Annotated in this window: 11 protein-coding genes; 1 reads left to right on the forward strand and 10 read right to left on the reverse strand. The window is 71.6% G+C overall.

The window, feature by feature from the left end; genetic code table 11:
* Position 1: 1 nt before the first annotated feature.
* Both NYE39_RS10830 and NYE39_RS10835 read right to left on the reverse strand, forming a co-directional pair.
* A complete protein-coding gene (locus tag NYE39_RS10830; protein ID WP_341012673.1) occupies positions 2-994 on the reverse strand; it encodes an AAA family ATPase in 993 nt (330 codons plus the stop codon).
* 112 nt (positions 995-1,106) lie between these two features.
* Positions 1,107-3,185 carry a discoidin domain-containing protein gene (locus tag NYE39_RS10835; protein ID WP_341012674.1) on the reverse strand — a complete coding sequence of 693 codons (2,079 nt, stop codon included), beginning with the start codon at positions 3,183-3,185 and terminating at the stop codon, positions 1,107-1,109.
* A 310-nt stretch (positions 3,186-3,495) separates the two neighbouring features.
* On the opposite strand from NYE39_RS10835, the gene NYE39_RS10840 reads away from it, so the two are divergent.
* Entirely contained in the window at positions 3,496-4,839 is a 1,344-nt protein-coding gene (locus tag NYE39_RS10840; protein ID WP_192911177.1) for an MATE family efflux transporter, read from the forward strand.
* Between the two features lie 86 nt (positions 4,840-4,925).
* Here NYE39_RS10840 and NYE39_RS10845 read toward each other — a convergent pair whose 3' ends face one another.
* The 8 genes from NYE39_RS10845 to NYE39_RS10880 all read right to left on the reverse strand — a co-directional run bounded on the left by NYE39_RS10845 (position 4,926) and on the right by NYE39_RS10880 (position 13,114).
* Entirely contained in the window at positions 4,926-5,537 is a 612-nt protein-coding gene (locus tag NYE39_RS10845) for a hypothetical protein (protein WP_192911178.1), read from the reverse strand.
* A 65-nt stretch (positions 5,538-5,602) separates the two neighbouring features.
* Complete coding sequence (locus NYE39_RS10850) at positions 5,603-7,255, reverse strand: DUF3352 domain-containing protein (protein ID WP_341012675.1); 1,653 nt, start codon at positions 7,253-7,255, stop codon at positions 5,603-5,605.
* A gap of 185 nt (positions 7,256-7,440) precedes the next feature.
* Positions 7,441-7,887, reverse strand: a complete 447-nt coding sequence (gene rplI, locus NYE39_RS10855) for a 50S ribosomal protein L9 (protein WP_341012676.1) — start codon at positions 7,885-7,887, stop codon at positions 7,441-7,443.
* A gap of 27 nt (positions 7,888-7,914) precedes the next feature.
* Positions 7,915-8,151: a 30S ribosomal protein S18 gene (gene rpsR, locus NYE39_RS10860; protein WP_007925814.1), complete on the reverse strand. Its 237-nt coding sequence runs from the start codon at positions 8,149-8,151 to the stop codon at positions 7,915-7,917.
* Positions 8,152-8,246: 95 nt separating this feature from the next.
* Positions 8,247-8,882: a single-stranded DNA-binding protein gene (locus NYE39_RS10865; RefSeq protein WP_341012677.1), complete on the reverse strand. Its 636-nt coding sequence runs from the start codon at positions 8,880-8,882 to the stop codon at positions 8,247-8,249.
* Positions 8,883-8,955: 73 nt separating this feature from the next.
* Positions 8,956-9,243: a 30S ribosomal protein S6 gene (rpsF, locus tag NYE39_RS10870; protein WP_341012678.1), complete on the reverse strand. Its 288-nt coding sequence runs from the start codon at positions 9,241-9,243 to the stop codon at positions 8,956-8,958.
* Positions 9,244-9,413: 170 nt separating this feature from the next.
* A complete protein-coding gene (locus NYE39_RS10875; protein WP_341012679.1) occupies positions 9,414-10,754 on the reverse strand; it encodes a hypothetical protein in 1,341 nt (446 codons plus the stop codon).
* Entirely contained in the window at positions 10,754-13,114 is a 2,361-nt protein-coding gene (locus tag NYE39_RS10880) for a transglycosylase domain-containing protein (protein WP_341012680.1), read from the reverse strand. Before NYE39_RS10880 ends, NYE39_RS10875 begins: the two co-directional genes overlap by 1 nt.
* Positions 13,115-13,267 lie beyond the last annotated feature (153 nt).

The following is a 13,267-nucleotide window of genomic DNA, read 5'->3' on the forward strand; positions in this document are numbered from 1 at the left end:
CCTACGGGGTGCGCACGGAGCGCACGATGGCGTCGATGATCGTCTCGACGCGCACGTCGTCGGCGGTGGCCTCGTAGGTGAGGAGCACGCGGTGGCGCAGGACGCGGTGGGCCAGGTGGCGCACGTCCTCGGGGATGACGTGGTCGCGCGCCTGGAGGAGCGCGGCGGCCCGGGCGGCCTTGGCGAAGGCGATCGAGGCTCGCGGGCTGGCGCCGATCTCGACGTAGCGGGCCAGCTCCGGCGGCATGACCTTGTGCGGGGTGCGGGTCGCGGCCACGAGGAAGGTGATGTAGTCGAGGATCGCCTTGTCGAGGTAGACCGACGCCGCCAGACGCTGCAACTCGCGGGCGTCGGCGATGTCGATCATCGCCCGCTCGGGCTGCTCGAAGACACCGGCGTCGATGCGTCGCACGACCTCGGCCTCCTCGGCCGGGCTGGGGTAGTCGAGCAGGTCCTTGAGCATGAAGCGGTCGAGCTGGGCCTCGGGCAGGACGTAGGTGCCCTCCTGCTCGATGGGGTTCTGCGTCGCGAGGACGAGGAAGGGCTCGGGCACCTTGAAGACCTGGCCGCCGATGGAGGTCTGCCGCTCCTGCATCGCCTCGAGCATCGCCGACTGCGTCTTGGCCGAGCTGCGGTTGATCTCGTCGAGCAGGACGAAGTTGGCGTGCACGGGGCCGAGCTGGGTGACGAACTTGCCCTGGCTGGCGTCGTAGACCTGGGTGCCGACGATGTCGCTCGGCAGCAGGTCAGGGGTGCACTGGATCCGCTTGAAGGAGCCGCCGATGGCCGTCGCGAGCGCGTGGGCGGCCGTCGTCTTGGCCAGACCGGGCACCGACTCCAGGAGCACGTGGCCGCCGGTGAGCAGACCGATGAGGAGGGTCTCGCGCAGCCGTCGCTGGCCGACGACCTTGGACTCGAAGCCCTTGTCGACCGAGGCGACGAGGGTCCGGGCCCGCTCCAGCTGGTCCTTGCTGATCCTGCTCGTGGGCGGCACGTCGCTCCCCTTCGCTGTGGTGTCCGTGGTGACGGCGCCACTCTACGGAGTCACCGGGGCCGGGGCACTGGGGAGCACTCCCCCGGCCCCACGGTGGTCGAGACCCGGCGACCTAGCTGGTCACTCGCACCTCGTGCAGCGAGACGCCGTGCTTCGTGGCCCGCTCGTCGGTGACCACCCGCACGTGCCGCGCGGACGTCGGGCTGATGGTGTGGGTGTCGAGCCCGCCGTCGCCGTCGCTCACCGTCGCCACGGTCGTCCACGACTGCCCGTCGAGGCTGGTCTGCACGCGGTAGCGCGAGGCGTGGGCGGCCTCCCAGTCCAGGCTCACCCGGCGCACGATCCGCGGGGTGCCGAGGTCGACCGCCCACCACGCGTCGTCGCCCCACCGGCTCGACCAGCGGGTCGCGGCGTCGTCGTCGATGGCACTGCCGGGGCGCAGCTTGCCGGTGAGGCTCCACTCCGTGCTGCTCGCGGTGGCGACCGCTCCCTTCGTCAGGTCAGCACCCTGCTCCCAGCCGGTCGTCGCCGCCCAGGTGCGCAGGTAGGACTCGGGACCGCGCAGCAGGTCGTCGACGACCTGCCGGCCCTCCGTGCCGTGGTTGCTGCGCATGTCCTCGACCCAGTCCGGGACCATCCCGTAGTGGGCGACGCCGTCGCGGTTGTAGTCCCAGATGCGCTGACCGGTCACCTGCCGGTCGACGCTGCCGGAGCCCGTGACGGGGGCGAAGGGGTAGACGAGCGGTGTGTCGGCCGCGTCGTCACGGGGCGGCGGCGTCCCGCCGAAGCCGTTCATGTCCATGCCGAAGCCGTAGCCGACGTCGTACTTCTGCCGGACCGGCCGCTCGGCGTGCCCCTCCTCGACGAACTCCTCGGCACCGTGGCCGTACTGCGTGATGAACCCGCCGAGCCGGTAGACCCGCTCGGTGAAGTGCTTGTCCATCCACGAGTGGCTCGAGATGACGCCGGGATAGGCCTCGGACTCGAGGATCTCCATCGTCCGCGAGGCCGCCTTGACGCTCTGGTGGTCGATCTCGACCATGAGGTCGCGGTCCATCATCCCGCGCAGGGCGTACTCGCCCAGCGAGGTCAGCCCGCGCCGGTTGCAGTGCGGCCCCTCCGGGTAGATCGGCAGCACCTGGCCGGGGACGAGCTCGGCGACCTTGGGCGGGATGACCCCGCCCTCGACGGTGTTGTCGTGCAGCTGCGTCCGGCAGCGCTCCACCTGCCAGAACTGCCCCGTCGTCAGGAAGTTGCCGACGTTGACGACGATGCCCTGGGTCCCGGAGTCGAAGCGCACCCCGCACAGCGCGTTGTCGAACTTGTGACACAGGTACATCGAGCGGATCCCGAGCTCCTTGGCCTCGTCGAGACCGGCGTCGATCTTGGCCTTGGAGCAGTGCGAGACGCCCAGGGTCATGCCGCAGCCGAAGGGAGCGGAGACCTCCATGCCGAGGATGACGGCCATCTTGCCCTGCTCGACGTAGCGCCGGGCCTCCTCCGGCGAGTAGGCGATGCGGAACCAGCCCTTGCCCGGGCCGCCGTGGCGCGCGTCGACGAAGGCCTCGAGCTCCTTGGTCTTCTTCACCTGGCGACGCACGACGTCCATGTCGTTGCACGAGCTGGTGTTGACCTGGGTCGGCAGCGAGCACAGGACGGAGTTGTTGACCGTGTCGGCGACCATGATCCGCTGGCCACCGCGCCAGGCCCGCTCCACCCACCGGTAGTACATCTGCTGGTGGGTGAGGGAGGACCACTTGGGGGCGTCCTTGAAGGTCGGGTAGAGATCGGTGTCGTGCGGGTCGAGCGGCCCCTTGCCCTCGAGGTGGGTGACGTTCTCGATGAGGCCGGTGCGGCCATCGCTGCCGTGGCTGTGGCAGTCGGTGAGGGCGTCCTCGATGCCGAGCTCGCTGAAGGTCTTGCCGCAGACGATGTCGCCGCCGAAGCCCTCGTCGGACATCAGGTGGGTGTGCGCGTCGATGAGGCCACGCACCTCCCCCTTCGGCCCGGTCCCGGTGGACGGCGCCCCCGTGACGCCGAGCTCGGAGTCCTCCGGCAGCGGGTCGCTCTGCTCGTACCAGGGCTGCGGGTCCGCGCCCGCCCCCGTGGCGCTGCCGCCGAGCAGGGCGACGAGCAGGAGCAGGACGAAGGGGCCCAGGCCTCGCCTCGTGCGACGGTGCGGTGCGGTCATGCCAAGCTCCTACTCGTGAGTAACTGGGACGCTTGACCGACACTAGCGCTACTTCGCCAGTGATGGCGGCCGAGCGCCGATGTGCTCTCACGGGGCGGCGATCGAGCAGCCGGCCCCTCCCGCGACGGGGGCACTGCGCCGCCGGGGCTCCGCTACGCCCGCCCCTGACCCGAGCCACCTGAACCCGCATTGCCCTACGGCAATGCGCCCTCATGCCACCTGAACCTGCATTGCCCTACGGCAATGCCGGTTCGGCCGGGGTCGCGCGGGCGCGAGACCCGGGCCGGCGGGGCGCTCGTAGGGTGCGGGGGTGACCTCACCCGCACCCGCAGCCCAGGTCGGGCCGCGGCAGATCCTCTCGCTCGCCGTCCCCGCCTTCCTCGCGCTCGTCGCGGAGCCGCTCTTCCTCATGGTCGACGCGGCCGTCGTCGGCCGGCTCGGCGTCGTCCCGCTCGCCGGCCTGGGGGCGGCGAGCTCGGTGCTGCTCACCGCGGCCGGGGTCTTCGTCTTCCTCGCCTACGGCACGACGAGCGTCGTCGCCCGGCAGTTCGGCGCCGGTTCACGGCGCGGTGCGATCGAGGTCGGGGTCGGGGGGATCTGGCTCGCTGCGGGCCTCGGGGCGCTGGCGGCGATCGTCGTCGGGCTGGGGGCGCGGCCGCTCGCCCAGGCCTTCGGCTCCTCCCCGGCCGCCCTCGACGAGGCCGTCGTCTACCTGCGGATCAGCGCCCTCGGTCTGCCCGCAATGCTCCTCGTGCTCGCCGCGACCGGGATCCTGCGCGGCCTGCAGGACACCCGCACCCCGCTCGTCGTCTCCGCGATCGGCTTCGGTGCCAATGCCGTGCTGTCGATCGCCCTCGTCCTCGGGGTGGGGATGGGCATCGGCGGTGCCGCGTGGGGCACGGTCATCGCCCAGTGGGGCATGGCGTTCGCGCTGCTCGCGGTCATCCTGCGGCAGGGACGAGGCGCGGGGGCCTCCCTTCGCCCGCACGTGGGACGGGTGATGGCCGCAGCGCTCGACGGGGTCCCCCTCCTCGTGCGCACCCTCGCACTGAGGGCGATCATCCTGCTCACCGTGGCGACCGCCGCGGCCTTCGGCGACGTGCCGCTCGCCGCCTACCAGGTGACGACGACGATCTGGTCACTGCTCGTCTTCGCCCTCGACGCCCTCGCCATCGCCGGCCAGGCCCTCACCGGCGCCCAGCTCGGCAGCGGTGACGCGGCCGGTGCCCGCGCCGCGACGGCGCTCATGGTCCGGTGGGGCATCTGGGGTGGCGTCGTGCTCGGTGTCGGGCTGCTCGCGCTGCACCGGGTCCTGCCCGCGCTCTTCACCGACGACCCCGCCGTGCGCAGCGCGATCGCCGCGGGTCTGGTCGTCGTCGCCCTGTGCCAGCCGCTGTCAGGCTACGTCTTCGTCGTCGACGGGGTGCTCATCGGGGCCGGCGACGGTCGCTGGCTCGCCGGGTCGATGAGCCTCGTGCTGCTCGCCTACGTCCCCGTCGTGCTCCTGGCCCGGGCCGTCGGCGGCGACCACGGTCCCGAGGCGGCCGTGGTGACGCTGTGGTTGGCCTTCACGGCCTTCATGGTGCTGCGCGGGGCCTGCATGGCCTGGCGCATCCGGGGCGACGCGTGGGCGGTCACCGGCGCGACCCGCTGATCCACGGGTCGAGATGGTCGCGACCGCCTATCCGGTGGAGGGCACCTCGCCCCGGGCGGGCGGTCCGGCGACGTGTGCCGACGACGTCAGGCGACGGACGGGCGGGTGCTGTCGGCGTAGGAGTACCACCCCTGGCCCGCCAGGGCCTCGGCGATGCGGCGACGCCCACCGGGGCCCTCGCTGGTCACCACGGCCAGCTCGCTCGGGCGCAGCGGCGTGATCGCCAGGACCCGCACGTCGGAACCGATGGACTGGGGACGCCCCGGCAGCTCGACGCCCACGAGCACACCCAGGCGCCCGGCGTCGGCCCAGTCGGACGGCGCCTCACCGGCGGAGATCTCGAGCGAGAGCAGGGTGTGGTCGCGCAGCGCGGCGTCGACCTGCTCGGCCCCCGCAGCGGCGAGCGCGCCAGCGGCCTCCTCGAGCGCCGCGACGAGCCAGCGGCCCTCGCCGTCGGGGTCCTGCACGAGCTCGCGGCCCTCGACGTAGATCTCGAGGCCCGGCGAGTCGCCGGCGCCGTCGGACAGCCCGTCGGTCGCGATGATCCCCGAGTGCGGCGTCGTCACGTGCCGGTAGGTCGACGACCCGCCCGGCCACTGCGCCGGCTCGTCGGCGTCACCGAGCGGCCGACGCTGCGCGCCGACCTGCCCGACCGTGCGCCAGTAGTCCTCGCGCGTGCTGCCGTCCGTCTGCCCCATGGAAGTCACCCCTGCATCCTGCCTGCTGCCCGGCACCGGCGAAAGTCCGGTGCCGGGCAGGCGGGTCACTTCGTCGTCAGGCGCAGCGCGAACTCGGCGTGGTCGTCCTCGCCGGTCATCGAGAAGCCGAGCGCCGAGAGCGGCTCGATGTTGGCCCGCTCCTCGTCGTCGAGCTCGTCGCCGAAGAGCTCGACGGCCTTGCTGATGTCGACGTAGAGCACGCTGCTCGCGTCGTCGGCCTCGGGCACGGCGTCCTTGAAGGCATCGCTGTCACCGAGGCCGGAGCCGTGAGCGACCTCGTCGGCGTAGCCGGCCGGCGTGGCGACGACGGTGCGGTTGTCACCGGCGTCCTTGACCGTGATCTGCGGGGCGCCGGAGGTGCCCCCGGAGTCGACCGCGCCGGTGAGCTTGTCGATGATGCCGCGGTCGCCGTTGGTGACGAGCGCGACCTTGGGCTCGTCGGCCGACGCGCCGACGGTGATCGCGGTGTCGCTGCCGACGGCCTTGGCGAGGTCGTCCGGCACCGAGACGCCGGTCTCGTTGGTGAAGGAGTCCAGACCCTCCTGCCAGTCGTCGCCGAGGATGCTCTTGGCGTTCTTGTCGAGCTCGGGCCAGGCCGTGCGCAGCGACTCGTCGAGACCGGTGACGGCGAAGACCCCGAGGGTGTCGGCCGGCAGGTCGCCGACCATCGTGCCCTCGCCCGACGGGACGCTGCCCGCCGGCAGGCCGTTGACCCTTCCGGCGACCTCGAGGGTCGGCCCGTCGAAGCGGACGGCCGCGGCGATCCGGCCCTGCTGGTCGGCCTGGACGGTGCCCGTCGACAGCCCGAGCTCGCTCACCCGGCCGGCGTCCATCCAGCCGGTCATCATGCCGTCCTCGCCGAGGTCGTCCATGTCCTGCCGGAAGGCGTCGCTGTCGGCGAGGTTGGCGCCGGCGGCGTCGTTGACCGCCTTGTCGACGACCGACTGCTCCTCGCCGCAGATCGCGAAGTCGGCCTGGACCGAGCAGTAGCCACCCTCGCCGTTGGTGACCTTGGACAGGCCCTCCTTGGCGGCGTCCTCGTCGGTGCTCGCGAGGGCGACGACGACCTCGGGCTCGGTGCCACCGTCGGCTGCGGGCAGGAGCGCGACACCGAAGCGCTGGCCGAGCCACGGCTCGACGTCCTGGGCGTAGTCGACGCCCTCAAGCCCGCCGTCCTCCTTGATCGCGTCGAAGATCTCCTTGCGCAGGTCGCCGTTCTCGTCGACGCCCTCGAGGGAGTCGCGCATGCCGGGGAACTTGCGGGCGAAGCGGAAGGCGTCGACCTTCTGGTCCGCCGAGGGGTCGAGGTCGATCTTGGCGAAGGCGACCGAGGTGGCCGGGAGGGCTTCCTCCGGCTGGGCCCCGCCACCGTTGAGCTTGCTGTAGGCGAAGACCGCTCCACCACCGACGAGGCCGAGGGCGACGACGCCCGCCACGCCGAAGGCCCCCCACTTGAGGGCCTTGGTGGACTTCGGGGCCGGCGGCTGCACCGGCGCCTGGCCCCACTGGCCGGGCTGCTGCGGGTGACCGGGCTGGTACCCCTGCTGGGCGTAACCCTGCTGGTACTGCCCACCGGGCTGCCCGTAACCGGCAGGCGGCGGGGGCTGCTGGCCGTGGGCCGGCCCGTAGCCGGGCGGGGGCGGCGGCTGACCGGGCCCGGGCGTGGGCGGCTGCTGACCGAAGGGTGGCTGCGACATGGTGGGTCTCCCCGTGCTCGTGGTGTCCTTACCGGAACCTTACGGTCGACGGGGCTGCGCAGACCATGGGGAGGACTACCCATCAGCAGCCCGGGAGGGCATGACGAAGGGGGGTGCCCACCGTGCGGTGGGCGCCCCCCTTCGGCCTGATCACGCCCGAGGGCGCGACCCGAGATCTCGCGGACTCAGCCGGCGACGACCTCGAGAGCGACCGTGGCCTGCACCTCGGGGTGCAGACGCACGAGCGCCTGGGCCGGGCCGACCGACTTGATCGGCGTCGGGATCTCGATGGTGCGGCGGTCGAGCTCGGGGCCACCGCCGGCCTTGACGGCCTCGGCGACCTCGCGGCTGGTCACGGCGCCGAAGAGGCGACCGGAGTCACCGGCGTGGGCGCTGATCGTGACCTGCTGGGCCTCGAGGTTGCCCTTGATCGACTGGGCCTCCTCCAGGGACTTCACGGCGCGAGCGGCGCGGCCGGCGGCGATCGCCTCGACCTGCTTCTGCGCACCCTTGGTCCACGCGGTGGCCAGGCCACGGCGGAAGAGGAAGTTGCGGGCGTAGCCCGGCTTGACGTCGACGACGTCACCGGCGGTACCGAGGCCGGTGACCTCGTGGGTGAGGATGACCTTCATGTCTGCTCCTTGCTTCTCGGCCGCGGATCAGCGGTTGGACGAGGAGTAGGGCAGCAGCGCCATCTCCCGGGCGTTCTTGACGGCGGTCGCGATGCGACGCTGCTCCTGGACGGAGACGCCGGTGACGCGACGCGCACGGATCTTCCCGCGGTCGGAGATGAACTTGCGCAGCAGGTTCGCGTCCTTGTAGTCGATGTTCTCGACCTTCGCCGCCTTGAGCGGGTTGGCCTTCTTCTTGGGCTTGCGCACTACGGGCTTGGCCATCGTGGTGCTCTCCTTCGTGTCAATGAGAGCCCGAGGTTGGTCCTCGGGATGGAAGTGGTGTCAGTGCCCGACCGGGGTCGGGCGTAAGAGATCGATCAGAAGGGGGGCTCGTCGTAGCTCGGGGCATTGCCCCAGCCACCGCCGCCCTGGCCGCCGCCCTGGCCGCCGCCCTGGGGAGCGCCACCCTGGGCCGGGGCCTGCTGGCCACCGCCCCACGAGCCGCCACCCTGCTGGCCGCCACCCTGGCCGCCGCCGGTCGCCCACGGGTCGTCCTGCTGGCCGCCGAAGCCGCCACCGGAACCACCCTGGCCGCCGCCACCCCAGGAGCCGCCGCCCTGACCGCCGCCACCGCCACCGCCGCCACGCTGGGTCTTGGTGACCTTGGCCGTGGCGTAGCGCAGCGAGGGGCCGACCTCGTCGACCTGCATCTCCATGACGGAGCGCTTCTGCCCGGTCTCCTTGTCCTCCCACGAGCGGGAGACGAGACGACCGGTGACGACGACGCGGGTCCCGCGGGTGAGCGACTCCGCCACGTTTTCGGCGGCCTCACGCCACACGGAGCAGCGCATGAAGAGCGTCTCCGCGTCCTTCCACTCGTTGGTCTGACGGTCGAAGGTGCGCGGGGTCGAGGCCACGGTGAAGTTGGCCACGGCCGCGCCGCTCGGCGTGAACCGCAGCTCCGGGTCCGCCGTGAGGTTGCCGATTACGGTGATGGGGGTCTCGCCTGCCATGGGGATTCCTTGTCGATCGGTGATCTCTCAGGTGAGCCTGTCAGCCGGGACCGACAGGCTGGAAGTGGACGCCTCAGGCGTCGACGCGCATGAGCTTGGTCCGCAGGACCTGCTCGGAGAGACCCAGCTGGCGGTCGAGCTCCTTGCTCGTGGCCGGCGTGCAGGTCAGGTTGGCGACCGCGTAGAGGCCCTCAGCCTTCTTGTTGATCTCGTAGGCGAGACGACGACGGCCCCAGTGGTCGATGTTGTCCACGCTGCCGCCGTCCTTGGTGACGACGGTGAGGAACTTGTCGAACAGCGGCTGGACGGCCCGCTCGTCGGTCTCGGGGTCGAAGATGACCATGAGCTCGTACTGACGCATGCTGATAACCCGCCTCCTTCGGTCTGTGCGGTCACGGTCTCTCCGTGACAGGAGGGTTGGTGCATCGGTACCCCCCGACACGTCGTCGGGTGACGACCTGGAAGGGGGACGGTTCAGGGTATCGGCTGCACTCCCTTCGCACCAAAGCGTGCCGGACGAAGGGGGGCGCCTCAGACCGTGGCCGCGTGCTGTGGATCGTGGGGTCGGGCCCGCGGCGTCTGGGGACGGTCGACGGGCGCCGGCCGCCCGACCGGGTTGTCGACGGGGGTGTACCAGATGGACCACAGCAGGAAGCCCCACGCGATGGCTCGGCCGAGGACGACGACCGCGTACCACTGGGCCGGCAGTCCCTTGTCGGGGTCCGCGGCCGCACCGATGTGCAGCCACAGTGCGGTCGCGTGCACGGCCTCCACGGCGGCGAAGCCCAGGTGGGTGCGCCAGGAGATCCCGGCGAGGATCGCCAGCGGCAGGACCCACAGGGCTGCCTGGACCGGCACCGAGGTGCTCGTGAGGACCATGACCGGCACCCCCAAGGCCGCGACCTGCGCCCACGTGGCCGGTCGCCACGCCCGTCGGGCCATGACGACGCAGGCCCACACCGCGACGGCGACGCCGAGGAGCGAGACGAGCGGGGCGACCCGGTCCGGGAGCGGGTGACCGGCGAGCTCGGGGATGAGCAGGACCGACCCGTAGCCCGGCTTCTCACCCCACCACGCCCGCAGCGGGCCGGTGACGATCGCGGGGGCGGAGAGCGCGAGCACGACCGCGAGCGAGACCGCGGTCCCGAGGGCGACGAGGACAGTCCGCACTGCCGCGGCCTCGTGCCCGACCCGACGAGCGGCGATGACCAGGGCGACGGCGGCCAGCCCCACCCAGGCATGACCGAGCAGCGCGAGGCCGAGGAGCACCCCGGCGAGGACGGGGCGACGTCGGGTGTCGGCCAGCATCGCGGCGACGAGGAGGGTGACGACGACGAGGTCGGGAGACAGCAGCGCGGCGACGACGTGGACCGGCGACAGGGCCAGCTGGGTCGCCAGGTCGAGTCGCTCGGGCCGCAGCAGGGCGACGCACCACACCGCGACGACGAGGCACAGCGCGATGATCACCGTCCACAGGGTGAGGTACCACCGCGACTCGTCGAGCCACCCGGCATCGGGGACCAGGCCACCGACGAAGGCCATAAGACCCGACAGCAGGGGCATCTGGTCGAGGCGGGCCTCGCCGGTGAGCCAGCCGCCGAGTCCACGGTCGAGCCCGGCGAGCTGGTACTGCGCCGGCAGGTCGGAGAAGCACCCGCGCCAGAACTGGTCGTTGCCGTTCCAGCCGTTGACGACGCAGTGCCCCTGACGCAGGAAGGCGCCGGCCGTCGGCAGCACGACGAGGGCGACGACGAGGGGCAGCAGCCGGGGCAGCGAGCGCTCACGACTCGACGCCCGGCGACCCAGGGGCCCGCCCAGGACCGCGCTCGACTCCGGCGGCAGCAGGTCGCGCGCCGTCCACTCACGAGGCACTAGTCACGCTGCCCGGTGGTGGCACCGCCGTTGGGGGTGAAGCTCGGCACCGTCGACGTCGGGAGCGTCGGCTCCGAAGTCGTCGGCGGCGGCGGCGGTGGTGGCTCCTCCGTCGTGGGCCGAGGCGTGGACGTCGTGGTCCTCGTCGGCGGCGTGGTCCGGGTCGTGCTGCTCGTCGTCGAGGAGGTGGACGACGAGCTCGAGCTGCTGGAGCTGGACGACGTCGACGAGGAGGAGGTCGAGGTGGGCTCCGGCTCCTGGGTCGTCGACCGGGTCGTCGTCGGCTCCGGGACGGGCGTCTGCGTCGTCGTGATCGGCGCCGGCGCGGTGGTGTTGTCCGTCTGCGGGCGGTAGGTGACGTTGCCGGCCGGGGGGAGCTTCTTGACCGGCTCGCCCTCGAGTGCCCCGATCATGTAGTCCGTCCAGATCCGGGCCGGGATCGTGCCGCCGGTGACCTCGGCGAAGCCGCCGATGTTCTTCAGCTGGTTCTTCTCGACGAGACGACCGTCGCCCTTGTACATGCCGACCGCGGTCGCCAGCTGTCCCGGCGTGAAGCCGTCGAACCACGCCGCGTAGTTGTTGGAGGTCGTGCCGGTCTTGCCGCCCACCGGCCGACCGAGGTCGGCGACCGTCGGGTACCCGGTGCCGCCCGGCTGACCCACGAGGCTCATGGCCTGGATGGCGTCGCGCGCGACGTCCTGCGGGAAGGCGCGGCGCACGTCCTTCTTCACCTCGTACTCGAGGTCGTGCGCGCCGGTGCTCGTCACCTTGGAGATGTAGTAGGGCGTGGCCCGCCGCCCCTCGGCGGCGATCGTCGCGTACGCGTTGGCCATGTCGATGACCCGGACCGCGTCGGTGCCGAAGACATTGCCCGGACCGGTCGACAGGCCGGTGCGCTTGTCGCCGTTGTAGGCGACGACGCCGGCGTCCTTGGCCGACTCGGCCGTGGCCTTGGGCTTGGCGGCCAGGTTGAGCTGCGCGTAGTAGGTGTTGACCGACTTCTGGGTCGCCGTGCGCATGTTGACCGGGCCGTAGGAGCTGTTGCCGAAGTTGACGATGCCACCCTGGCGCTGGATGTCCGAGGCATCGGCACCGTCGTAGATGAAGGCACGGTTGTAGTAGGGGCTCGCCCCGCTGTAGGTCGTCGACAGCGGGATCCCCTTGCGCAGAGCAGCGATCATCGTGAAGGGCTTCATCGTCGAGCCGGCCTGCATCTTGCCGTCGACCGCGGAGTTGAAGTACCCGTAGCGGCCCTTGCCGTACTTCGGTCCGCCGTACATCGCCCGGATCGCGCCGTCGCCGGGCTGGATCGAGGCCAGACCGATGTGCAGGTCGGAGGTTCCCTCACCGGTCGGTCGCGACTCCTCGACCGCCTCGGCCGCGGAGCGCTGCGCCTTGCGGTCGATCGTCGTGACGATCTTGAAGCCGCCGCGGTCGATGTCGGCGTCGGACAGCTTGAGGCGGTTGCGCAGCTCCTCCCGCACCTCCTCGGTGATGAAACCGATCTCGTCGGACGCGGCCTGCGAGCGCTGCTTGGGGGCGATCGTCTTGGGGAAGGTCTGCTTCTCCCGCTCTGCGGGGGTCATCCACCCCTCGGCGACCATGCCGTCGAGGACGTAGGCCCAGCGGTCCTTGGCCGACTGGGTCTGCTGCTCGCCGAGAGCGGGGTCGTAGAGCGAGGGTCCGCGGATGACGCTGGCGAGCAGGGCACCCTCCGAGGGGGTCAGCTTGCTGACGTCCTTGCCGAAGTAGGCCTTGGAGGCGGTCTGGATGCCGTCGGCGCCGCGGCCGAAGTAGATCGTGTTGAGGTAGTTGGCGAGGATCTCGTCCTTGCTCAGCTCGCCGTCGATCTTGATCGACAGCAGGATCTCGCGGCCCTTGCGCTCGAGGGTCTGGTCCTGGGTGAGGAAGTAGTTCTTGACGTACTGCTGGGTGATCGTCGAGCCACCCCCGCGGTCCTCGCCAGCGACCGCGCCGCTCACGGCGCGGAAGATGCCCTTGGGCGAGATGCCCCGGTTGTCGTAGAAGCTGCGGTCCTCGGCGGCGAGGAAGGCGTGCTGCACTCCCTCGGGCACCTCCTCGAGCTCCACCGACTCACGGTTGACCGTGGCGATGCGGTCCATCTCGGTCTTGCCGTCGGAGTAGTAGAGGACCGAGGCTTGCGAGACCGCCCGGTCGTTGGGCTTCGGGATGTCGATGAGCAGGTAGGCCGCCACGATGGCAGCGATCCCCAGGGCGACGAGGGCCGCCAGACCCAGCAGGAGCTTGCGCAGGATGCCGCGGCCGCCACGTCGTCCGCGACCGCGAGAGCGCGTGCGGCGGGAGCGCGCCTCGGCGCGCGAGCGGGGGGCGTTGGACATGAGCACCTCGGTGGGACGGGGGACGGTACGGCTCGTTCCAGTATGGGGGCACGGCGACGCGCCGCTCCAACGACAACCCGATGTATCTGTTCGATACATCGGGTAACCTACGAGCACCGCGCCGATCGACGCCCGACCCGGGCTGCCCCCTTC

Origin of the sequence: Janibacter sp. FSL W8-0316, from assembly GCF_038004165.1 — a bacterium.
GTDB classification, from domain to species: Bacteria; Actinomycetota; Actinomycetes; order Actinomycetales; family Dermatophilaceae; genus Janibacter; species Janibacter indicus.